Source organism: Brucella tritici, assembly GCF_008932285.1.
Taxonomy (GTDB): domain Bacteria; phylum Pseudomonadota; class Alphaproteobacteria; order Rhizobiales; family Rhizobiaceae; genus Brucella; species Brucella tritici.
Map to the genome: position 1 here is coordinate 116,631 of NZ_WBVY01000003.1, position 23,121 is coordinate 139,751.

Sequence of the window (23,121 nt, forward strand, 5' to 3'; positions counted from 1 at the left end):
GCGCGGGCCGGAAGTTTGAAACTTCATCCCTCACGCCGCCGGGGAGGAACCGCTACAGACCCCGGCATGACTAAACTCTACGCGTCGGAACGGATATCCGTCCCTCTAAGCCGGATCACATGACCCGCTGTTATGCTAAACCCGGCAGCGGCTTTCGCCGCCGCCGGGATATTCAGACCGATACGCGATCTCAGCCCTTGAGGACTTCAACCAGCGTCTTGCCGAGCTGCGCCGGCGACGGCGACACGCGAATGCCAGCCGATTCCATGGCGGCAATCTTGTCTTCCGCGCCGCCCTTGCCGCCGGAGATCACAGCGCCAGCATGGCCCATGGTGCGTCCGGCAGGAGCCGTACGGCCAGCGATGAAGCCGACCATCGGCTTCTTGCGACCGCGCTTGGCTTCGTCCTTGAGGAACTGGGCCGCATCTTCTTCAGCTGAACCGCCGATTTCACCGATCATGACGATCGACTTGGTTTCGTCGTCGGCCAGGAACATTTCCAGCACGTCGATGAACTCGGTGCCCTTGACCGGATCGCCGCCGATACCGACAGCGGTGGTCTGGCCGAGGCCTTCGTTCGAGGTCTGGAACACTGCTTCATAGGTAAGCGTGCCGGAGCGGGAAACAACACCCACCGAACCCTTCTTGAAGATATTGCCCGGCATGATGCCGATCTTGCATTCTTCAGGGGTCAGGATACCAGGGCAGTTCGGTCCGAGCAGGCGCGACTTCGAGCGTTCCAGACGCTCCTTGACGCGAACCATGTCCATGACCGGAATGCCTTCGGTGATGCAGACGATGAACGGGATTTCAGCTTCAATCGCTTCGATGATCGCATCGGCGGCGCCTGCTGGCGGAACGTAGATCACGGATGCATCAGCACCGGTGCGTTCCTTGGCTTCGGCAACGGTTGCGAAGATCGGAAGCTTTTCGCCCTTGGAGCCTTCCCAGGTTTCGCCACCCTTCTTCGGATGGATACCGCCGACCATCTGCGTGCCGTAGTAAGCAAGCGCCTGTTCGGTGTGGAAGGTACCGGTCTTGCCGGTGAGGCCCTGTACGAGAACCTTGGTGTCCTTGTTGACGAGAATGGACATGCCTTAATTCCCCTTCACTGCAGCGACGATCTTCTGCGCCGCATCGTCGAGATCGTCGGCCGAAATGACGTTCAGGCCGCTCTCGTTGATGATCTTCTTGCCGAGTTCGACATTGGTGCCTTCGAGACGGACAACCAGAGGAACCTTGAGGCCGACTTCCTTGACTGCAGCGATCACGCCTTCAGCAATGACGTCGCACTTCATGATGCCGCCGAAGATGTTGACCAGAATGCCCTGGACAGCCGGGTCAGCGGTGATGATCTTGAACGCAGCCGTCACCTTCTCCTTGGAAGCGCCGCCACCAACGTCGAGGAAGTTGGCAGGTTCTGCGCCGTAGAGCTTGATGATGTCCATCGTTGCCATGGCAAGGCCTGCGCCGTTGACCATGCAGCCGATATTGCCATCGAGAGCGACGTAAGCGAGGTCGTACTTGGAAGCTTCGATCTCTTTTTCGTCTTCTTCCGACAGATCGCGCAGTTCCTGAATGTCAGGATGACGGAACAGCGCATTGCCGTCGAACGATACCTTGGCGTCAAGAACGCGCACGCGACCGTCGGTCATGACGATCAGCGGGTTGATCTCGAGAAGGCTCATGTCCTTTTCGGTGAACGCCTTGTAGAGGATCGGGAACAGCTTGACGCCGTCTTCACGAGCCTGACCTTCAAGCTTCAGCGCATCGGCGAGCTTGCTGGCGTCTTCGTCCGTCACGCCTTTAGCCGGATCGATGGCAACGGTGACGATCTTTTCAGGGGTTTCTTCGGCAACGGCTTCGATGTCCATGCCGCCTTCGGTCGAAACGACGAAAGCCGGACGACCAACGGTGCGGTCGATCAGGATCGAGAGATAGAGCTCGCGATCAATGTCGGCGCCGTCTTCGATGTAGAGACGGTTGACCTGCTTGCCTGCAGGACCGGTCTGCTTGGTGACGAGCGTGTTGCCGAGCATTTCCTTCGCATTGGCAACCACTTCCTCGACAGACTTGGCGAGGCGCACGCCGCCCTTTGCATCGGCTGGCAGTTCCTTGAACTTGCCCTTGCCGCGTCCGCCAGCATGGATCTGGCTCTTGACGACATAAAGCGGTCCGGGAAGCGTCTTTGCCCATTCTTCCGCCTGTTCGACGGAATAGACAGCCACACCATTGGCGATCGGCGCGCCGTAGGTGTGAAGCAGGCGCTTGGCCTGGTATTCGTGAATATTCATCTGGTTGTCCTCTGCGGATTCCCGGTCCGTTGCATATTGGGATTGAACGGAACCGGTACGGATTGACAGCCGGAAAAGGCCGGCGCCGCCCGCAGGCGACAATCCGGCCTTGTCTGGAATTTTACTTCAGCGACGGAGCGATGCCGATGCAGGCTTCGCAAAGACCGGCGACAGATGCCACCGACTTGTCGAACTCGGCCTTTTCGTTCTTGTCGAGATCAATTTCAATGATGCGCTCGACGCCATTGGCGCCGATGACGGTCGGCACGCCGACATACATGTCCTTGACGCCGTACTGGCCAGAAAGCTGGGCAGCAACCGGCAGGACGCGCTTCTTGTCCTTGAGGTAGGATTCAGCCATCTGGATGGCCGATGCAGCCGGAGCGTAGAAAGCCGAACCGGTCTTGAGCAGACCGACGATTTCCGCGCCGCCGTCACGGGTGCGCTGGATGATCTTGTCGAGCTTGTCCTGGCTGGTCCAGCCCATCTTGACGAGGTCAGGGAGCGGGATGCCTGCAACGGTCGAGTAACGGGCCAGCGGAACCATGCTGTCGCCGTGGCCGCCCAGCACGAATGCCGTGACGTCTTCAACCGAAACGTTGAATTCTTCCGAGAGGAAATAACGGAAGCGGGCGCTGTCGAGAACGCCAGCCATGCCGACAACCTTGTGCGCCGGAAGACCGGAGAACTTCTGCAGCGCCCAGACCATGGCGTCCAGCGGGTTGGTGATGCAGATGACGAAAGCTTCAGGAGCATATTTCTTGATGCCAGCGCCAACCTGTTCCATCACCTTGAGGTTGATGCCCAGAAGGTCGTCGCGGCTCATGCCCGGCTTGCGCGGCACGCCTGCGGTCACGATGACAACGTCTGCGCCTTCGATTGCTGCGTAGTCGTTGGCGCCGGTATATTTCGCATCAAAACCATCAACCGGAGAAGATTCGGCGATATCCAGTCCCTTACCCTGCGGGGTGCCTTCCGCAATGTCGAAAAGGACGACGTCGCCGAGTTCCTTCAGACCAGCCAGATGGGCGAGCGTGCCGCCGATCATGCCGGAGCCGATGAGGGCAATCTTGTTGCGTGCCATGATTGTTTCTTTCCTCACTTTTGATCCAGAAACGCATCAAGCCATCCGGAATCCTCGCCGGAAACGCTCAAGCGTTGGAACTGCGAGATAGGACTCTTTGGCGATAAACTCAACTCATTATTTTGCGACTAATGTTTTCAATCGGTTAGAATTAATGGTTCTTACGTAAACGTAAGATAATTTGTCAATATCAAGGCAAAACCACCCTCTCCTACCGCCGCAAACCATCCCCGGCGAAGCGGTAACGGAGCGACTGGCAAGCTGCCAATTCCAACAACGTTGTGCACCTGTTCAAAACCGGCTCCGATTTAAAACTGATGCCGTATCGAAAGTTCGGCACGAAAGTGCCGCACCTTCCGCATGAATTGCGTGAGCAACATAGCCCACCGGGCTTATAAGTCCAGTCTGTGGCAGTCTGATGATAGGGCAGTGATGTGAAGACGGGTTATCCGGCCTTGCCGGGCGGCTCGGCCAGATAGTCTGCACTCTGCATCTCGAAGAGACGGGAAGCAGTGCGGTCAAACTCGAAGGCCTCCGTGCCCTTGCTGGCAAGATAGAGCTTTTCCGGCTGGGCTTCTGCAGAAATGAACACCCGCGCGTGGTGATCGTAGAGCACGTCGATCAGCAGAATGAAGCGTTTGGCCTCATTGCGACGCGAATAGTCCAGCACCGGAACATCATCGATGAACAAGGTCGGATAATGCTTCACGATGGCAATATAGTCCGAGGCGCCAAGCGGCTTCGAACAGAGCGCATCGAAAGTGAAGCGCGCCGCACCATGCACGGCACGGGCGACCTCAATGTCGCGTCCCTTGATGCGGATGACGTCGGGCTTTTCATGCGCGCCGTCCTTTTGCGCCGTCCAGGCCGCATCCATGCGCTTGGCCGTCTCGGAACCAAGCGGCGACAGATAGACCGGCTGGCGATCGAGTTTCTCGAGACGATAATCGGTGCGCGAATCGAGGTTGATCACATCGACATGCTGCTTGAGAATATCGATGAAGGGCAGGAAAAGCTGCCGGTTCAGCCCATCGCGATAAAGATTGTCCGGCGCGACGTTGGACGTCGCCACCAGCACCACGCCACGGGTGAACAAGGCGCTGAACAGGCGCGACAGGATCATCGCATCGGCAATATCCGTCACGGTGAATTCGTCGAAACACAGCACCCAGGCCTGCTGGCTCAAGGCATCTGCGACCGGCGGGATCGGGTCGTCCTGCTTGGTCTCGCCACGTTTATGCGCCTGACGATGCGCATAGATACGCTCGTGCACATCGGCCATGAAATCGTTGAAATGCGCGCGGCGCTTGCGTTCCACCGGCAGAAGCGAAAAGAACATGTCCATCAGCATGGTCTTGCCGCGCCCGACCTCGCCGTGCACGTAAAGCCCTTTGATGATGCTCGTTGCTTCCTTGCGCTTGCCGAACAGCCAGCCGAGCGCGCTCGACTTGCGTGACAGGCGTTTGGTGCAGATTTCCTCGATCAGCCGGTCATAACGGACGGTGAGTTCGAGTTGAGCGGGATCAGCTTCCACATCACCCGCCGCGACCATCGCATCGTAATGTTCGCGGACGGAGGGGAAGGCTTTCAGATTACCGTCGAAAGACATGATTGCTTCCGTTCAACCTTACAATTGCAAAAACGGCGGACCATCTCGCGATGATCCGCCTGTCTTTAAGCGAAAGAATGTCTTAGCGCGAAAGCGACACAGCCTGCCCGCCTGAAGTCTGTCCGTCGAAGCGGCTCTGTCCCGAAGAATAGAGCGAAGCGACGGTGCCGCCATTCGCATCATAGAGAACGAGCTGCTTGCCGTTGACGGCCCAGGAAGCGAGATTGCCGAGTTCGCCCGGGCAACGCAGCGGACCAGCGCGATAGCCCTGACCATACTTGGTCTGCGGCGTCGCGATCTTGCAGCTCTGGCCGCCAAGCGATGCGTTCCAGACACCGGCGACGGAGCCTGGTGTCAGATCGGGCGCGGATGCCGGCGGCAGGCTTGCAACCTGTGTGCCTGGCTGTGCATTCGGGTCCGTGGTCGGAGCCGTCGGAAACTGCGAAGCATTGGGAGAATTAAGGTTGCCCTTCTGCACCGAGCCTGCCGGAGCCGCATTCACGGGTGGCGGTGGCGGTGGTGGCGAAACCGTATCGAGATTGCCAAACCGGGAGCTCTGGCACCCGGCCAGAACAATGCCAGCCGCCGCGAGGCTGAGCAGACTTGCTTTCGAAATTCCCATCTGGTTCTCCATTTCCGCATTTCTCATCTGGGGTGGGGATGCCCCGGACTTCCTACCGAAGCCCTGCAATGTGACAATATTGGACCGATAAAATGGCTATATGGTTAAAAAAGCAACACCAGCACCTGTCATTTTTGCCCCTCAAACTCTTCAAGAATGCTTGAAACCGCTTAATAATCTTGAAACTGGGACAGGAAGGCCACAGTTTCTCCGACATTGGCGCCTGTTCTGCGGGAAAGCCTGCGCCGCAACTTTTCGCAATCTGACGCGGGTACTGGCAATTTGCGGGCTTTTCCGCCATATAGACGCTAATTGTCCCATAGGCTTTATCGACCAAAGCCACAGGAAAACGGAACCACGATAGTTATGGCCACCAAGGCAGCCTTCGCCAAGATGAACGGGCTCGGCAATCAGATCATCGTTGCCGACATGCGCGGTCGCGCGGACCGGATTACGCCTGAAGCCGCGATCCGTCTTGCAGGCGACAGCGAAACCGCCTTCGATCAGATCATGGCGATTCACGATCCACGTACGGCGGGAACCGACAACTATATCGCGATCATCAATTGCGACGGCACGGAAGCACAGGCTTGCGGCAACGGCACACGCTGCGTCGTGCAGGCGCTCGCCGCCGAGACCGGCCGACAGGCTTTCACGTTTGAGACCCGCGCCGGAATCCTGACTGCGACCGAACACGAAGACGGCCTGATTTCAGTCGATATGGGCAAGCCGCGCCTCGACTGGCAGGATATTCCGCTTGCCGAAGAGTTTCGCGATACGCGCATGATCGAACTGCAGGTCGGTCCCATCGACGCGCCGGTGCTGCATTCGCCCTCGGTTGCATCCATGGGCAACCCGCATGCAATCTTCTGGGTCGACCGCGATGTCTGGTCCTATGAGCTGGAAAAATTTGGACCGCTTCTGGAACATCATCCAATCTTTCCGGAGCGCGCCAATATCTCCATAGCCCGTGTCACCTCGCCCGAGACAATCGACCTGCGTACATGGGAGCGCGGTGCGGGTCTGACCCGCGCCTGTGGTTCCGCCGCCTGCGCCGCAGCCGTATCGGCAGTGCGCACGCGCCGCACCGGGCGCACCGTCACTGTCAATGTTCCCGGCGGCCCGCTCAGGATCGAATGGCGTGACGACGATCATGTCATGATGACCGGCCCCGCCGAATGGGAATTTTCAGGCACTTTCGATCCTGCAACCGGCGAATGGAGCCGCGACGCCCAGAATGACAAGCCAACTGACAGGGGTGCAGCCTGATGTCGGTGGAAGTCGTAACATTCGGATGCCGTCTCAACACCTATGAATCAGAGGTGATGAAACGCGAAGCCGATGCCGCCGGACTTGGCGAATTGAAGGATGGCGCGATCATCTTCAACACGTGCGCCGTGACGGCGGAAGCCGTGCGACAGGCGCGTCAGGCGATCCGCAAGGCACGCCGTGAAAATCCTGAAGCGCGCATCATCGTCACCGGCTGCGCAGCACAGACGGAAGCCGACAATTTTGCCGCCATGGACGAAGTCGACCTCATTCTTGGCAATGAGGAAAAACTGAAATCCAATTCCTACCGGATGCTGCCGGATTTCGGCGTCAACCAGTTCGAGAAGGTCCGCGTCAACGACATTATGGAAGTGCGCGAAACCGCAAGCCATATGGTCGATGCCATTGAAGGCCGGGCACGCGCTTTCGTGCAGGTGCAGAATGGCTGCGATCATCGCTGCACCTTCTGCATCATTCCCTATGGTCGCGGTAACTCCCGCTCCGTTCCGATGGGCGCGGTGGTGGATCAGGTCAAACGCCTTGTCGGCAACGGTTATGCCGAAGTGGTGCTGACCGGCGTGGACATGACCTCCTATGGTCCCGATCTTCCGGGAAGCCTGCGTCTCGGCAAGCTGGTGAAAACCGTTCTGGCGCAAGTGCCTGATCTTCAGCGCCTGCGTCTTTCCTCCATCGATTCCATCGAGGCCGATGACGATCTGATGGATGCGATTGCCAATGAAAAGCGCCTGATGCCGCATCTGCATCTGTCGCTACAGGCGGGCGACGACATGATCCTGAAGCGCATGAAGCGCCGCCACTTACGCGACGATTCGATCCGCTTCTGCGAAACGGTGCGTTCTCTGCGTCCCGACATCGTCTTCGGCGCGGACATCATCGCCGGTTTCCCGACCGAAACCGAAGATATGTTCCAGAATTCGCTGAAAATCGTCGAGGAATGCGGACTGTCCCACCTGCACGTCTTCCCCTACAGTGCGCGCGAAGGCACTCCTGCCGCCCGCATGCCGCAGGTGCGGCGCGAAATCGTCAAGGAACGCGCGGCACGCCTGCGCGCGGAAGGCGATCGTGCCTATGAAAAACACCTCGGCGCGCTGGATGGCACCTTGCAGCGCCTTCTCGTCGAGAAGGAAGGTATTGCGCGCACCGAAGGCTTTACACTGGCATCGGTGGACGGTGGCGCACCGGGCGAAATCATCGAACGTATCGTGACAGGCCATGACGGTGAAAAACTCCTCACCCGTCAGGCAGAGCCGCAAGCGGCTTAAAGCTTAAGGGCACCAGATTTCATGGCAATGGGTTTCATCAAGAAAATGTTCTCCTTCGGCAAGAAGGAGGTCGAAGAAAAGCCGGTCGAACAACCGGCACCCGAGGCCGTGGAAACGGCTTTGGAAACACAGCTTCCTGAAGCCGTCGAAGCGCCCAAAGAAATCGAAACAGCCGTCGTTGAAGTGGTTATTTCCGAACCGGAAGCGCCCGTGATCGCCAGCGAGCCTGAGCCGATTGAAGCGCCTGCGTCTGAAACGGTTGAGGAAGAAAAGGCTGAACCGGAGCATCCGGTTGCAGAGATTGAAATCCCGATTGAACAGCCTCCGGTGATGGAACCAATCGCGGTCGAAGCACCTGCGCCAGAGCCTGCTATTGAACCCGTTGTCGAGCCTGTCGTTGAGCCCGGGCCGGAGCCCGCTGTCGAACTCGAACAGCCCGAAGTCGCAAAAGCTCCTGATGCACCTGTGGTAGAGGAAGCGGTCGAACCAGCGCCTCAGCCAGAGCCAGTGAAGCCCAAGAAAGTCAAAGTCGCCAAGGCTGTCGAGGAACATAAGGAAGAAGCGCCGGTTGAGGCAGCGCCTCAGCCAAAACTGTCCTGGTTCGAGCGGCTGCGTCGCGGCCTGCTCCGTTCATCGAATTCATTGAGCGAATCCATTGGCGGCATTTTCACCAAGCGCAAGCTCGATGACGACACGCTGCAGGATCTCGAAGACGTACTGATCCAGGCAGATCTCGGGCTTGAGACCGCCATGCGCGTGACCGATGCGCTTGCGTCAGGTCGCTACGGCAAGGACGTGACGGGCGAGGAAGTGCGCACCATCATGGGCGCGGAGATCGAAAAGGTTCTAGGCCCGGTGGCAAAGCCGCTGGAGCTTGACCTGTCGCACAAGCCGCATGTGATCCTCGTGGTCGGCGTCAACGGCACCGGCAAGACCACCACCATCGGCAAGCTTGCCGCAAAGCTTACCGCGGGCGGCCTCAAGGTCATGCTGGCGGCAGGCGATACATTCCGCGCCGCAGCCATCGAGCAGTTGCATATCTGGGGCGAACGCACCGGTTCGCCGGTCGTCTCCTCCAAGCTTGGCGCCGATGCGGCCGGGCTTGCCTATGACGCATGGGAAAAGGCCAAGGAAGCGGGCAGCGACGTCCTCATCATCGATACGGCAGGACGGTTGCAGAACAAGGCCGAACTGATGGACGAGCTTGCAAAGATCGTGCGTGTGCTGGGCAAGCATGATCCGGAAGCACCGCATACCGTCTTGCAGACACTCGATGCCACCACCGGCCAGAATGCCCTTAATCAGGTCGAAATCTTCAAGAATATTGCCGGTGTCAACGGTCTGGTCATGACCAAGCTTGACGGCACGGCACGGGGCGGCATTCTTGTCGCCATCTCGGCCAAGCATAAATTGCCGATCTATTTCATCGGCGTCGGCGAAGGTGTCGACGATCTGGAACCCTTTGCGGCCAAGGATTTTGCCCGCGCCATCGCAGGAGTTGCCTGATGGAGCATCCCGTTTTCGAACGCGATCCGTCACAAAAAAGCGAAGCCGAACGCCGGGAAGTCCCGCCGCTGCTCAAGCTGGCGCTGGAGCTGGGACCGCTTCTTGTCTTCTTCTTTGCCAATGCGCGCGGCGAAATGCTGATCGAGCGTTTTCCGGTGCTGGCTTCCATCGGCGCACCGATCTTTCTGGCAACGGCGCTATTCATGGGCGCAACCGTAATCGCGCTCGCCATTTCATGGACAATGACGCGCACCCTGCCCATCATGCCGCTTGTCTCCGGCATCGTCGTATTGGTGTTCGGGGCGCTGACGCTCTGGCTGCATAACGACACCTTCATCAAGATGAAGCCCACCATCGTCAACACGCTGTTCGGCGCAATCCTGCTCGGCGGCCTCTTCTTCGGCAAGTCCCTGCTCGGCTATGTGTTTGATTCAGCCTTCCGTCTCGACGCCGAAGGCTGGCGAAAGCTGACGCTGCGCTGGGGTCTGTTCTTCATTTTCCTCGCCGTGGTCAACGAAGTTGTCTGGCGGAATTTCTCAACCGATGCCTGGGTATCGTTCAAGGTGTGGGGCATTATGCCCATCACCATTGTCTTCACGCTTTTACAAATGCCGCTTATCCAGAAGCATTCACTGACGGAAGACAACAAGACCGCATCCTAATAAAAGGAAGGACGCCATGAACAGCATCGCACCACGGCTTGAAATCGAACAGTTCATCTGCCGCAGCGACAATTATGGCGTCCTTATCCACGATCCCCAAAGTGCACTGACAGCATCCATCGATGCACCCGATGCAGCGGCAATAGAAGCGGCGCTGAAGCGACGCGGCTGGACGCTCGATTTCATCTTCACCACGCACCACCATCTCGACCACGTCGAGGGCAACGAAGCGTTGAAAGCGAAATACGGGGTCAGCATCATCGGCCCCAAGGCCGAAGAAACAAAGATTCCCGGTATCGACCGGACCGTTAAGGACGGAGACGAATTCACCTTCGGGCTCTTCCGCGTCAAGACCATAGCAACGCCGGGTCATACGGCGGGCGAAGTGTCCTATTATCTTCCCGATGCGAAAGCCGTCTTCACGGGCGATACGCTGTTCGCACTGGGCTGCGGACGGCTTTTCGAGGGAACGCCGCTCACCATGTTCCAGTCATTGCAGAAGCTGGTTGCGCTTCCCGGCGACACGGCGGTTTATTGCGGCCATGAATATACCGAAAGCAATGCCCGCTTTGCGCTGACCATCGACCCAGCCAATTCCGCACTCAAGGAACGCGCCACCGAGATTGCGCGGCTTCGCGCCGCCGATCGCATGACATTGCCGTCAAGCATCGCGCTTGAAATGGCGACAAATCCCTTCCTGCGCTGGCATGATGCCGGCATTCGCAGCCGCCTCGGCCTGCAGGATGCACCCGACGAAGCCGTGTTTGCCGAAATCCGCAAGCGCAAGGATATGTTCTGACATATGCTATTGCTATTTGAGAGCGCGAATCGTTCCACAGTTCGAGGATAGAAGAATGACGGTGTTTTCCCGTTTCAAGATTGCAGGCTGCGCCGTTTTCCTCGGCCTTTCCCTTATCGCCCTGCCCGTTTCCACCGGCGTCGTGTTTGCCGACGACCTGCTTGATGTCGCGCCGAAGCAGACGCCCGCCGAAATCAACAATTTCAAGCTGAGCGAAGATTTCCTGTCGCGCATGGAAAAAGTGCAGAAACAGCTGGGCGGTATGGAACTTTCGGCGACCGAAGAGGAAGGACAGGATGCCACGCCTTCCTTCGACAAGATGGTGAAGAGCATCGAATCCCGCCCGCAGGTGGTGGAAGTCCTCAAGGCCCAGAACATTACGCCGTCCGACTATATTTACGGCTATTTCGCCCTGATGAGCAGCCTTGCCGCCGCAGACGCCGAAAGCGAGCCCCAACTTGTGGACGAGTTGAAGGACATCAACCCTGAACACCTCGCCTTCGGCAAGCAATATAGCGAGCGCATCCGCGTTCTGATCGGCGAGTAAGTTTTCCGCGATTGCCAATCTCCTCATCTTGAGGAGGTATCCTGAGCTTGCGAAGGATACCGTCTCGAAAGATCGGAGATGGAGAAAATAGTGGAGCCATCCCTCGCCCTTCGAGACATGGTCCTCGATTTCTCGGGCCGCTCCTCAGGATGAGGGACCCAACGCTGGCAACTGGAGCGAATCCAGTTGAAACAGAGCAGTGGGAACCGCTCTAAGTATTTTCTTCATCGCATTATCCCACGCATCGAAGCGGGAATAGAAATCAGTCCAGTGGACTGATTTCCCCGCGTAGACGCTTCGCACCTTTGCTGGAAATGCTCTAATTTATCGCGCCGGTTGCCTCAAAAGCCGCAAGGCATTGAGCGTCACGAGAACAGTTGCGCCTGTATCGGCCAGAATTGCGGGCCAGAGACCGGTAATGCCCAGCACAGTGGTCACCAGAAAGACAGCTTTCAAACCGAGCGCTATGGCAATGTTCTGATGGATATTGCGCATGGTTCGCTTGGAAAGGTCTACCATTTCCGCAACATCGCCAACCCTGCCATGCAGAACCGCAGCATCCGCCGTTTCCAGCGCCACGTCCGTGCCACCACCCATGGCGATGCCGACATCGGCGGCAGCAAGTGCTGGTGCATCGTTGATGCCATCGCCAACCTTGGCGACGATCAGACCCTCTTTACGCAACTCGCCAACAATGCGCTGCTTGTCTTCCGGCAGAAGCTCGGCCCGCACTTCGATCCCGAGATCGCGCCCGATGGCTTCCGCCGTGCGACGATTATCACCCGTCAGCATGACGGTGCGAATATTGGCGGATTTCAGTTCCTGCAAACCGGCAATGGCATCGGCACGCGGTTCATCACGCATGGCGATTGCACCGGCAATCTTGCCATCAGCGACAAGGACAGAGACAGTCTTGCCTTCGTCGTTGCAGGCGGCAATACGGCTCGCCAGTGTATCCGGAATGGCCGCAATATCATTGGCTGCGCGGCGCGACCCCAGAAACAGGTCCATTTCACCGACCGCACCTGACACGCCTTTGCCGCCATGGGCCTTGCCCTGCGTGATGACCGACAGTTTCAGGTTACGCTGTTCTGCGGCACCGACAATCGCCAGCGCCAGCGGATGGCTTGAGCCCGCATCCAGAGACGCGGCAAGACGCAGCACGTCATCTTCAGGCAGATCGCCTGCAAGAACATCTGTCACCTTCGGCTTGCCTTCGGTCAGCGTGCCGGTCTTGTCGAAGCAGGCGGCCGTGATCTTGCCGATGGTTTCCAGCACTGCGCCGCCCTTCAGGAGAAGGCCGCGTCGTGCGCCCGACGACAGAGCCGCTGCAATTGCAGCAGGCGTGGATATGACCAGCGCACAGGGGCAGCCGATCAGAAGGATCGCAAGACCCTTGTAGACCCATTCATTCCAGTCCCCCCCCGCAACAAGCGGTGGCAGAATGGCGACGAGCGCGGCCACAACCACAACGCCCGGCGTGTAATACGTCGAAAAACGATTGATGAAACGTTCCGTCGGTGCCTTGGCTTCCTGCGCTTCCTCAACCAGCCGCACAACGCGGGCGATGGTGTTGTCCTGCGCCGCAGCCGTAACCCGGACCCGCAACACGCCGTCGCCGTTGATCGTGCCCGCAAAAACCGTATCGCCTTCAGCCTTCCCGACCGGCGTGCTTTCACCGGTGACCGGCGCTTCATCGACAGCGCTTTCGCCCGTCAGGATTTCGCCGTCCGCAGGCATACGGTCGCCCGGACGCACGGAAATCACATCGCCAACCACCAGACTATCGACGGCAACTTCAGTGGTCGCTCCGTTTTTTTCAAGAAAGGCTGTCTTCGGCACCAGCATGGTCAGGGATTGAATGCTGGCGCGCGCCTTTCCGGCGGCAACGCCCTCCAGGAGCTCACCGACCAGAAAGAGAAACACGACGGCTGCCGCTTCCTCCGTCGCGCCGATGAACATTGCGCCCACAGCAGCAATCGTCATCAGCATCTCGATGGAAAATGGCGTACCATTGATCGCCGCCATATAGGCACGCCTGGCAATCGGCACGAGACCGATCAGCATCGCAGCCGTGAAGGCCCACAGCGCGATGGACGGGTAAAGATGTCCAATAATATAGGCCGCAACCAGCCCGCCGCCGCAGGCCAGCATCATCTGGCCCTTTTTCGAACGCCACCAGGGCAACGGCTTGGTGGGCGCGGTCGCCTTTGGTGCAAAACCGGCACCAGGGGCAACGGTTTCGGCAAGCGCGGTCTTGTAGCCCAGCGCCGTCACTTTGCCGACAATTTCGTCGCTCTTCGCCGTTCCATCATGATTGACGGTCATCGCGCCATTGGTCACAGAAACGGACACATCCGTCACGCCCGACAGGCGCCGCACGGCAGTATCGATCTTGGCCGCGCAGGACGCACAATCCATGCCATCGACCTGAAAGCGGAAACTGTTGGCCGTTACAGCAATAACCTTGTCATGGGCTTCGTGATCATGATCGTGGTGGTCATGATGACCACCGCACGCCCCGTGATGATGGTCGTGGTCGTGGTCGTGGTCGTGGTCGTGGTCGTGGTGAGAATGATCGTGCGAATGCTCATGCTTCGCGACTGTTTTTTCCGCGATGAGCGGCTCAACGCCATAGCCAAGGCTGCGCACCTTGCTTGCGACCTTGTCGAGATCGCCCGTCCCATCATGGCTGACAGTCATCGTGCCTGCCGTGACCGAGACGGACACATCCTCAATACCGCGCACCCGCCGCACGGCAGTATCGATCTTGGCTGCGCAGGATGCGCAATCCATACCGTCGATGCGAAAGCGAATCTGGTTCAATGTTTCACTCATGATCTGCTCTTTTCAGGATCGCTCTTGAATTGTCTTGAGCAAGGTCTACATCCTCTAGTGACTAGAGGAGCAAGCGGAAAATGATCATGAATGTATCGATCGGCGAAGCATCGAAAGCGAGCGGCGTCAAAGTGCCGACGATTCGCTATTACGAGCAGATCGGCCTCCTGCCCTCACCACCGCGCAGCGACGGCAATCGCCGCCTCTATGACGGGCAGGATGTCCAGCGGCTGCTTTTCATCCGCCATGCACGCGATCTGGGTTTCGAGGTGGATGCCATCCGCACTCTGCTCGATCTTCAGGATAATCCCGACCAGTCCTGTGCGGCAGCCGACGCCATTGCACGCGCACGCTTGAGCGATGTCGAACACCGCATCGCAAAACTGCTGTCACTGAAAACGGAATTGCAGCGCATGCTGGAATGCACCGCCCATGGCCGCATCGACCAGTGCCGCGTGATCGAAATCCTCGGCAACCATGAGGAATGCGTGCATCCAAAGCATTAATCCGGATTGGCCGGATCAATTCACCTTGGAAAAACGGGTGGCTTCGATCTTGAGTGTGCCGATCTGCGTCCCGATTCGGGCAACGACGGGCGCATAGATGCCCGAATTGCCAAGCGATGCGAAGGAAATCGTCATCCGGCTGCGATTGCTCAGATAATCGATAGCCTTCTTGCCCTTCTGATATCCCGAAATCGGAACGAACTTTGCAGAGCAGATGACCGATTCGCCGGTGAAGCCATCGGTCGTAAACGATTCGGTGCCGTTGAAGGAAAGCTTGATCTCCGCGCGGGTCTGCCCGTCAAACACGCTCAGCGAACGGTCGCAGACTGCCCGACCGTTCTTGGCGGGAATCATCAACGCGCTCAGCGGGTCGCTGACATTGAGCAGGTCCTGCGGCGATGTCTCCACCCATGGATCGCGCTTCTTCACCGGAGGCTGGTTTTCTGCCGAGACGACATTGCCATTGGCGAAGCGGATCGTGGTGCTCTTGTTCTTGCGGCCATGCTTGTAAGCAAGATCGAAGCTCTTCGGCACGACCTTGCCGCTGACGGCGCTGCCGGTCACGTGCACGGTGCCGTCCGTATCATCGAATACCCGCGCCAAGCCGGAAGTCAGAAAACGGCCATTGAGGTTGTAATTGGCACCATTGACCGTCGTTTCTATGGCCGACCGCGCAATCGAAAGCCCGAAAATGGAAATATCGTATTCAGTTCGATAAAGATCATTGGCCCTGGCCGGTCCGCTTGCAATCATTGATCCCGCAAAGATCAGGCCCGCAAAGGCCAACACACCACCATGCGCCAACCGGTGCCAGACGGGCTTCAACTTATGCGACGGTTCGATCATGCGCGCATTCCTTCCGCTAGAACACATCTCGGAAAACTGGAACGGGTTTTCCGATAAAGACATGCGTAAAGACAAAAACTCAAAACAAATCCGCTTTATCTTGCCGTGCGGCCTGTTCCTCGTCGGGTGCCCCGTGATGGTTTCGAACCGAAGGTTTTCAACCACATTGGAACGCCACAAAGTTGCGTGGGATTCTTCGATACAGTATCTGTGCATCAGGCAAAACCGGCGAAGTTATGATCGCAAGCTTTCGTGAAGACCATGCGAAAGCCGGAAAACCGCGTCTTTGCGCGATGGATACGGAATCTCACTTGACTGCAACGGCTGCTGTCACTATAGAAACGCGACTTTCCCAATAGGCCGCCTGTCCGAGATCGCGCGCCAGCAGCATCAAACTGCGTTGATTGCTTGAATTCGGACATTCGGGTCGGGGCCTGAAGAACGTAATTGAAGGTGAGACCAAAATGTCCCGCGCTTGTGAATTGACCGGCAAGTCGGTCCAGTACGGCAACAATGTCAGCCACGCGAACAACAAGACGCGTCGCCGCTTTCTGCCGAACCTCTGCAATGTTACGCTGATGTCCGAAACGCTCGGCCAGAGCTATCGCCTGCGCGTTTCCGCCAACGCTCTGCGTTCGGTTGAACATCGCGGCGGTCTTGATGCATTCCTCGTCAAGTCTGACGACAAGGAACTGTCGCAGCGCGCTCGCCTGCTGAAGCGTCAGATCGCAAAGAAGCAGGCTGAAGCAGCAGTCGCTGCCTAAGCTTCCGGCCAAAATTTTTGACAAAAAAGGCCGGCTTCTGTCGGCCTTTTTTGCTGGTTCCATCACCCAGGATAAAAAAATGTCAATCGAGACACCTCCTTATTCCCGGCTTGCGCCTGCGATACTGGCCATGTGCGTGGCAGTTGCCGCGTCGAACATCCTTGTCCAGTATCCCTTCCAGCATTTCGGCCTCGGTGAAGTGCTGACCTATGGCGCCTTTACCTACCCCATCGCCTTTCTGGTCAATGACCTGACGAATCGCCGCTTCGGCCCCGCTGCCGCGCGCAAGGTCGTCTATGCCGGTTTCGTGCTTGGCGTCATCATGTCAATCTGGCTAGCGACCCCGCGTATCGCCATTGCCTCCGGTTCCGCCTTCCTTCTCGCACAGTTGATGGACATCACCGTTTTCGACCGCCTGCGTCGCAAGACCTGGTGGAAGGCTCCCTTTGCGGCTGCCATGTTCGGCTCTGTGCTCGATACGATCCTGTTCTTCTCGATTGCCTTCGCAGCCAGTTTCGCCTGGATCGACAAGCTGACCGGCATGCCCGATTCGTCGCTTGCCGAACCAGCATCCTTCCTCGGCCTCGGCGTTCCGCTCTGGGCGTCGCTGGCTTTCGGCGACTTCTTCGTGAAAGTCATCATGGGAACGCTGATGCTGATCCCCTATGGCGCAATCCTCGCTGTCTTCGCTCCGACGCTTTACGCGCCAAACCGGACAAACGCTGGCTGATATTCTCGAGGATTTACGATCCGTTGAACGCAACGAAAACCGGTTTTCCTCAATAAATATCCCCTGTATGAATCACTCTCCGACAGACCGCAGGTTTTTCCTGCGGTCTTTCTTTATCGGAACGGATTTCTATATTACGTATAGAAAGCAAAAGACGCTTGAAATTATTCAAGCGTCGGCTTTCCTCTTTCGATTTGACTATATTTATATTTAGGTAAGGATTTATTAGATGTCCTTGAATAAGGAAAAACTTCCACTTGTCATCGTCACCGGCGCTAGTTCGGGCATTGGCCTTGCCACTGCAAAAATGCTTGCACAACGTGGTCACCCGCTGCTGCTTCTGGCGCGCCGACTGGACGCGATGGAAAAGCTCAACCTGCCGAACACGCTCTGCAAATCGGTTGACGTTACCGACCGCAAGGCACTTTTGGCCGCCGTTCAGGAAGCGGAAGCAAAGTTTGGTCCCACCGACGCTGTCGTCAACAATGCCGGCGTGATGTTGCTGGGCGAAGTAACCCGACAGAACCCGGATGAGTGGGACCGGATGCTGGATGTAAACGTCAAAGGATTGCTCAACGGCATTCACGCCGTGGCTGGCGGGATGGTCGCGCGCAAGCACGGAACCATCATCAACATCAGCTCGGTGGCTGGCCGCAAGACCTTCGCCAATCATGTTGCCTATGTCGGCACCAAGTTCGCCGTGCATGGTATGTCGGAAAATCTGCGCGAGGAACTTTCGCCGCACAATGTCCGCGTCGTGACGATTGCGCCCGGTGCCGTGGAAACCGAACTTCTGAGCCATACCAGCGACGCCGGTATCAAGGCCGGTTACGAAGAATGGAAAAAGGAAATGGGCGCGCCTGTGCTTTCGGCCGACGATGTGGCTCGCGCCATTCTCTATGCCTATGAGCAGCCACAGGGCGTCTGCATACGCGAAATCGTTCTGGCTGCAACCAAACAGCAGGCATGAAAAAAGGGCGCTTCAGGCGCCCTTTTCTTTGACCGATATTCTATCGCCGACCGGCGCGCCGTCTGCCCTTGCCCGATGCTGCAGCACCCTGCTCCTCGAACAGCGATGCAAGCTGCTCCGTCATGGCGCCAGCCAGCTCTTCCGCGTCGACGATGGTGACGGCACGCTGATAATAGCGCGTGACATCATGGCCGATGCCGATTGCAATCAGTTCCACCGGAGAGCGCGTTTCGATTTCCTCGATCACGGCGCGCAGGTGACGCTCGAGATAGTTGCCGGGATTGACGGAAAGCGTCGAGTCGTCGACGGGCGCGCCATCCGAAATCATCATCAGGATCTTGCGCTGTTCAGGACGCGCCAGCAGCCGCTGATGCGCCCAGATCAGTGCTTCACCGTCGATGTTTTCCTTGAGCAGGCCTTCACGCATCATCAGGCCAAGATTGCGTCGTGAACGACGCCATGGCGCATCGGCGCTCTTGTAGACGATGTGGCGCAGATCATTGAGGCGACCCGGATTGGCAGGCTTGCCGCGCCCAAGCCACGCTTCGCGTGACTGGCCGCCCTTCCACGCCTTGGTGGTGAAGCCCAGAATTTCCACCTTCACGCCGCAACGCTCCAGCGTGCGGGCGAGAATATCCGCGCAGGTCGCAGCAACCGTGATCGGGCGACCGCGCATTGAGCCGGAATTGTCCAGCACCAGCGTCACGACCGTATCGCGGAAATCCGTATCGCGCTCCTGCTTGTAGGAAAGCGGCTGCGTCGGATCGATGACGATGCGCACCAGACGAGCCGAATCGAGATAGCCCTCTTCCAGATCGAAATCCCAGGAGCGATTCTGCTGCGCCATCAGGCGGCGCTGCAGGCGGTTGGCCAGACGACCCACCACGCCCTGCAGATTGGCAAGCTGCTTGTCGAGGAAGCCGCGCAGACGATCGAGTTCCGCCTCGTCGCAAAGATCGGTCGCCTCGACCTCCTCGTCGAACTCGCGCGTGAAGACCTTGTAGTCGACATGTTCGGCAAAATTGGCGAAAGGCTGGTTCGGACGGCGCGTATCTCCCGGCGTTTCCGCGTCGATATCATCGCTGTCGTCCATGTCGTCGGCAGAAGCATCGGCGGCATCCATTTCGCCCTGCTCGCCTTCATCGCTCGAACTGTCGGATTCCTCGCTTTCAGCGGAATCAGAACCTTCCTGGCTTTCGTCGCCGCCTTCCTCGTTCTCGTCGGAATCAGGCGTCTGCTCGTCGTTCTGCTCTTCCTCGTCGCTCGGTTCTTCCTGCGACAGCTCTTCCGCCATATCCATGGAGGCGAGCATGTCACGCACCGTGCGCGCAAAAGCCTGCTGGTCTTCAAGATCGTCGCTAAGCCGCGCAATATCGGCGGCAGCCTTCTGCTCGATCCAGTCGCGCCACAGTTCCAGCACCTGTCCGGCTTCCGCAGGCGCGGCCCGTCCGGTCAGCTTTTCACGCAGCAGAAGCGACACGGCTTCCTCAAGCGGCGCGTCTTCCTTGGCGGTGACGGCAGAGAAATTGGCTTTCGAATATTTATCCGCAAGCATGGTGGAAAGATTATCAGCCATGCCGGCCATGGCGCGGGCGCCGATGGCTTCCACGCGCGCCTGTTCTACAGCGTCGTAAATAGCACGCGCCTGCTTTCCTTCCGGGGCAAGTGCCGCGTGAATGCGCGGATTGTGACGCGCCTGACGGAGCGCCATGGAATCACCGAGGCCGCGCGTGACGGCGATATCGTGTGCAGTCGGGCGCTTTGGCAGATCGGGAAGACGGGCGCGATTGGTGCTCAAGGCCGGGCGGTCATTGGTGAACGCCACTTCCAGCTCGTGCTCGCCGGAAATGGCGCGGACACAAGCCGTTAGAGCGCGCTTGAACGGTTCGGAATCCACCGGTCCCGGTTTACGCTCGCGCGAATTATCGCCTATTCCTGACTTCTGGCCCGACATATGCCTATCCTGACTTCGCTTTCAAGCAAGGGCGAAGCTCATCGCCCCCGCATCAGACAGTGCGCTGCCGCCGGATATGATCAGGCGGCAGGCTTCTTCCGCATCAAGCGAGAACGATATTGGCTGCCGATTCCGGCAGTTCAACGCCGAAAGCGCGCTGGTAGAACTCGGCCACGATCGGGCGCTCCAGTTCGTCGCACTTGTTGAGGAAGGTCAGGCGGAAGGCAAAGCCGACATCGTTGAAGATCGCGGCATTTTCGGACCATGTGATGACCGTACGCGGGCTCATGACAGTCGAAAGATCGCCATTGATGAACGCCTGACGGGTCATGTCGGCAACGCGCACCATCTTGTTCACGATCTCGCGGCCTTCGGCATTCTGATAATGCTTGGCCTTGGCGAGAACGATGTTCACTTCATTGTCGTGCGGCAGATAATTCAGCGTCGTCACGATGGACCAGCGGTCCATCTGCGCCTGGTTGATCTGCTGAGTGCCGTGATAGAGGCCGGTCGTATCGCCGAGGCCAACGGTGTTGGCGGTCGCGAACAGACGGAAAGCCGGATGCGGACGGATGACGCGGCTCTGGTCGAGCAGGGTCAGGCGACCGGACGATTCCAGAACGCGCTGGATGACGAACATCACGTCCGGACGACCGGCATCATATTCGTCGAACACCAGCGCCACATTATGTTGATAGGCCCAGGGCAGGATGCCGTCCTTGAACTCGGTAACCTGCACGCCTTCCTTGACGACGATCGCGTCCTTGCCGACGAGATCGATACGGCTGACGTGGCTGTCGAGGTTGACACGCACGCAAGGCCAGTTGAGGCGGGCTGCGACCTGCTCGATATGGGTCGACTTGCCGGTGCCGTGATAACCGGAAACCATCACGCGACGGTTATAGGCAAAGCCTGCAAGGATCGCGAGCGTCGTCTGACGGTCGAAAAGATAATCCGGATCAAGCTCCGGCACATAGGAATCGCCTGCCGCATAGGCTGGCACCGTCATGTCGGAATCGATTCCGAACACTTCGCGCACCGAAACCGTCGTATCCGGCAAATTGGCTATATCCCGCTCAACCTTGTTCATCATGCCTCCAGAGCGGCAGGCAGCGACCGGCCGCGAATTAATACCGGCAAGCTACCGACCGGCAACTTTCACCCGTGGGCATGTTTTTCCGGCGAGCCGGACGGTATGCCCCTTCCGTAATTCGTTGCGGGCATCCGTGCTTGCGCCCGCGCAATTGCGCGGCAGAAGAATGTCCGTCGGAGTTGTCGGCGACAACTCCCATAGTCAGCCTGTCAGGCCCAAACAGGCTTTAGCAAAAACCTGCCTGCTTGAGCAATTGATAAGCCTGAATAACATCGCGAAATCTTTCTTCCGATCCGCGATCACCACCATTTGCATCCGGATGGTGCTGCTTTACCAGCTCTTTATAACGCGCCTTGATCTTATCGCCAGTCGAATTTGGTTCAAGACCGAGCGTCGCCAGCGCCTTTATTTCCAGCGTACGCGGCTTGCGCTGCGCTTTCTGGCCCGGCGCATGTCCCTTGGCTTCCTTGAAAAGGTTGAAGGGATCGCGGATGCGATTGTGATAGGAGGCCGAGCCGGAACGCATCTTTGCCACATCCGGCGACGTGCGCGGCTTGGCAGTAGAGTTCGCCGTCGTCGACCAGGTCGGGCGATGACCCGTGATCGCATCCTTCTGGAATTTCGCGATGTCGCCATCGGAAAGGCCAGAGAAGTAATTGAAATTCTTGTTATATTCCCGCACGTGATCAACACAGAAGCGGAAATATTCGCCTTCGCGCATGCGTCCGACAGGCGCGCGGTGCGTGCCTGGCTTGTCACATCCGTCCCATTGGCAACAAGGCCCCGAAGCCTTCGCTTCCGCGGTCTTCTTGGGCTTGATGCGGATACTGTCGAAAAATTTTGAGTTCGTTGTCATCGAATCGAATTATGCGGATTATGAGTTGCTGAACAAGAATTGACATTTCGTCCGGTCTGGCTTTTGGCCATTTTAACTGGGCGAAATTTTGAAGCAGGTTGCTTTCCTGTGCGGATTTGCCCCACCTTTTGCTGCCGAAGCAACGTTATATGAGGCACAGCGTCTATATGGGGAGAAGTGGTCCAAATGTCCATTCATAATAGCAAACAAAGCGCGATGGAAGCGAAACTGACCACGGCTTTCGCTCCCGAACGGCTTGAAATCATCAATGAAAGCCACCTCCACGCCGGACATCACCACGAGGAACGCGGCCACCATGAAGTTTATGACGGCACCGGCGAAACCCATTTCCGCATCCGCATCGTCGCCGACGCCTTTGCCAAGATGAGTCGCATTGAGCGCCACCGCGCCATTAACGAACTTTTGAAGGAAGAGCTGGATAGCGGCGTGCACGCACTGGCGCTTGAGCCTTCCGCTCCCGGTGAGGCGACGCGGCGCTGAAACAGATCGAAGACATAATCCGCAAACAAGCAAGGCGCCCTTTCGGGCGCCTTTGCCATATGGAGCAGACAGATCGAACTTTGCGGAGAAAGGGAAAATCCGGGATAGAATCTAGTGCAAGTACGAATAGACCAAGATCGTATATCTCTTATTATAAAGCACTCGGAACGCGAAATTCTCCGTAGTTTTCGTATCGGAACATAAAACATCTACAACAGGCAATATACGCCCATACATAGACTTGGCGATGCAATACATGCTCATGAAACCCCATATTTTGAATAATTTCAACTTAAATATTTAATATAACCATTGGTTGCAACCTATTTATATTAGATGTATTTGATATTTATATCTTCAAATTTATTACGAATACTTAATATTAAATA

Annotated in this window: 21 protein-coding genes; 11 read left to right on the plus strand and 10 right to left on the minus strand. The window is 57.6% G+C overall.

Annotated features, from left to right (window positions below):
* Nucleotides 1-190: 190 nt before the first annotated feature.
* The 5 genes from sucD to F9K94_RS10450 form a co-directional block, all read right to left on the minus strand.
* Nucleotides 191-1,093 (minus strand): succinate--CoA ligase subunit alpha, encoded by a 903-nt coding sequence (sucD, locus tag F9K94_RS10430; protein ID WP_104755057.1) that lies wholly within the window; start codon nucleotides 1,091-1,093, stop codon nucleotides 191-193.
* A 3-nt stretch (nucleotides 1,094-1,096) separates the two neighbouring features.
* Nucleotides 1,097-2,293: an ADP-forming succinate--CoA ligase subunit beta gene (sucC, locus tag F9K94_RS10435; protein ID WP_010657594.1), complete on the minus strand. Its 1,197-nt coding sequence runs from the start codon at nucleotides 2,291-2,293 to the stop codon at nucleotides 1,097-1,099.
* A 121-nt stretch (nucleotides 2,294-2,414) separates the two neighbouring features.
* Entirely contained in the window at nucleotides 2,415-3,377 is a 963-nt protein-coding gene (mdh, locus tag F9K94_RS10440) for a malate dehydrogenase (protein ID WP_061344542.1), read from the minus strand.
* Nucleotides 3,378-3,822: 445 nt separating this feature from the next.
* A complete protein-coding gene (gene zapE / locus F9K94_RS10445) occupies nucleotides 3,823-4,986 on the minus strand; it encodes a cell division protein ZapE (protein WP_151645509.1) in 1,164 nt (387 codons plus the stop codon).
* An 82-nt stretch (nucleotides 4,987-5,068) separates the two neighbouring features.
* Entirely contained in the window at nucleotides 5,069-5,608 is a 540-nt protein-coding gene (locus tag F9K94_RS10450) for a protease inhibitor Inh/omp19 family protein (RefSeq protein WP_010657597.1), read from the minus strand.
* Nucleotides 5,609-5,974: 366 nt separating this feature from the next.
* Between F9K94_RS10450 and dapF the strand changes: the two genes are divergently transcribed.
* The 6 genes from dapF to F9K94_RS10480 are packed head-to-tail and all read left to right on the plus strand — an operon-like array spanning nucleotide 5,975 to nucleotide 11,674.
* Entirely contained in the window at nucleotides 5,975-6,877 is a 903-nt protein-coding gene (dapF, locus tag F9K94_RS10455; RefSeq protein WP_151645511.1) for a diaminopimelate epimerase, read from the plus strand.
* Entirely contained in the window at nucleotides 6,877-8,160 is a 1,284-nt protein-coding gene (mtaB, locus tag F9K94_RS10460; protein ID WP_151645513.1) for a tRNA (N(6)-L-threonylcarbamoyladenosine(37)-C(2))-methylthiotransferase MtaB, read from the plus strand. The genes dapF and mtaB overlap by 1 nt, the downstream gene beginning before the upstream one ends.
* Nucleotides 8,161-8,181: 21 nt before the next feature.
* Nucleotides 8,182-9,666, plus strand: coding sequence for a signal recognition particle-docking protein FtsY (ftsY, locus tag F9K94_RS10465; RefSeq protein WP_151616150.1), 1,485 nt, complete (start codon nucleotides 8,182-8,184; stop codon nucleotides 9,664-9,666).
* Nucleotides 9,666-10,328, plus strand: coding sequence for a septation protein A (locus tag F9K94_RS10470; RefSeq protein ID WP_012091125.1), 663 nt, complete (start codon nucleotides 9,666-9,668; stop codon nucleotides 10,326-10,328). The genes ftsY and F9K94_RS10470 overlap by 1 nt, the downstream gene beginning before the upstream one ends.
* A 16-nt stretch (nucleotides 10,329-10,344) precedes the next feature.
* Nucleotides 10,345-11,127, plus strand: a complete 783-nt coding sequence (gene gloB, locus F9K94_RS10475; RefSeq protein WP_151645515.1) for a hydroxyacylglutathione hydrolase — start codon at nucleotides 10,345-10,347, stop codon at nucleotides 11,125-11,127.
* Nucleotides 11,128-11,182: 55 nt separating this feature from the next.
* A complete protein-coding gene (locus F9K94_RS10480) occupies nucleotides 11,183-11,674 on the plus strand; it encodes a hypothetical protein (protein ID WP_151645517.1) in 492 nt (163 codons plus the stop codon).
* A gap of 324 nt (nucleotides 11,675-11,998) precedes the next feature.
* Here F9K94_RS10480 and F9K94_RS10485 read toward each other — a convergent pair whose 3' ends face one another.
* Nucleotides 11,999-14,512 (minus strand): heavy metal translocating P-type ATPase, encoded by a 2,514-nt coding sequence (locus F9K94_RS10485; protein ID WP_151645519.1) that lies wholly within the window; start codon nucleotides 14,510-14,512, stop codon nucleotides 11,999-12,001.
* An 80-nt stretch (nucleotides 14,513-14,592) separates the two neighbouring features.
* On the opposite strand from F9K94_RS10485, the gene F9K94_RS10490 reads away from it, so the two are divergent.
* Nucleotides 14,593-15,018: a MerR family transcriptional regulator gene (locus F9K94_RS10490; protein ID WP_109986961.1), complete on the plus strand. Its 426-nt coding sequence runs from the start codon at nucleotides 14,593-14,595 to the stop codon at nucleotides 15,016-15,018.
* 15 nt (nucleotides 15,019-15,033) lie between these two features.
* On the opposite strand, the gene F9K94_RS10495 is transcribed toward F9K94_RS10490, so the two are convergent.
* The gene (locus tag F9K94_RS10495; RefSeq protein WP_151645521.1) at nucleotides 15,034-15,864 is read right to left on the minus strand and encodes a DUF3108 domain-containing protein; all 831 of its coding nucleotides are present in this window, start codon (nucleotides 15,862-15,864) and stop codon (nucleotides 15,034-15,036) included.
* A gap of 464 nt (nucleotides 15,865-16,328) precedes the next feature.
* On the opposite strand from F9K94_RS10495, the gene rpmB reads away from it, so the two are divergent.
* The 3 genes from rpmB to F9K94_RS10510 all read left to right on the plus strand — a co-directional run bounded on the left by rpmB (nucleotide 16,329) and on the right by F9K94_RS10510 (nucleotide 18,328).
* Nucleotides 16,329-16,628: a 50S ribosomal protein L28 gene (rpmB, locus tag F9K94_RS10500; protein ID WP_010657607.1), complete on the plus strand. Its 300-nt coding sequence runs from the start codon at nucleotides 16,329-16,331 to the stop codon at nucleotides 16,626-16,628.
* Between the two features lie 79 nt (nucleotides 16,629-16,707).
* Nucleotides 16,708-17,358 (plus strand): queuosine precursor transporter, encoded by a 651-nt coding sequence (locus F9K94_RS10505; protein ID WP_151645523.1) that lies wholly within the window; start codon nucleotides 16,708-16,710, stop codon nucleotides 17,356-17,358.
* 229 nt (nucleotides 17,359-17,587) lie between these two features.
* Complete coding sequence (locus tag F9K94_RS10510) at nucleotides 17,588-18,328, plus strand: SDR family oxidoreductase (RefSeq protein ID WP_151645525.1); 741 nt, start codon at nucleotides 17,588-17,590, stop codon at nucleotides 18,326-18,328.
* Between the two features lie 40 nt (nucleotides 18,329-18,368).
* On the opposite strand, the gene cobT is transcribed toward F9K94_RS10510, so the two are convergent.
* The 3 genes from cobT to F9K94_RS10525 form a co-directional block, all read right to left on the minus strand.
* On the minus strand, nucleotides 18,369-20,282 hold the full coding sequence (cobT, locus tag F9K94_RS10515; protein WP_151645527.1) for a cobaltochelatase subunit CobT: 1,914 nt from the start codon (nucleotides 20,280-20,282) through the stop codon (nucleotides 18,369-18,371).
* Nucleotides 20,283-20,385: 103 nt separating this feature from the next.
* Nucleotides 20,386-21,372, minus strand: coding sequence for a cobaltochelatase subunit CobS (gene cobS / locus F9K94_RS10520; RefSeq protein ID WP_151646402.1), 987 nt, complete (start codon nucleotides 21,370-21,372; stop codon nucleotides 20,386-20,388).
* A 229-nt stretch (nucleotides 21,373-21,601) separates the two neighbouring features.
* A complete protein-coding gene (locus F9K94_RS10525; protein WP_151555417.1) occupies nucleotides 21,602-22,231 on the minus strand; it encodes a J domain-containing protein in 630 nt (209 codons plus the stop codon).
* Nucleotides 22,232-22,417: 186 nt separating this feature from the next.
* Here F9K94_RS10525 and F9K94_RS10535 point away from each other — a divergent pair, with 186 nt between their 5' ends.
* Complete coding sequence (locus F9K94_RS10535; protein ID WP_061344556.1) at nucleotides 22,418-22,732, plus strand: BolA family protein; 315 nt, start codon at nucleotides 22,418-22,420, stop codon at nucleotides 22,730-22,732.
* Nucleotides 22,733-23,121: the final 389 nt, after the last annotated feature.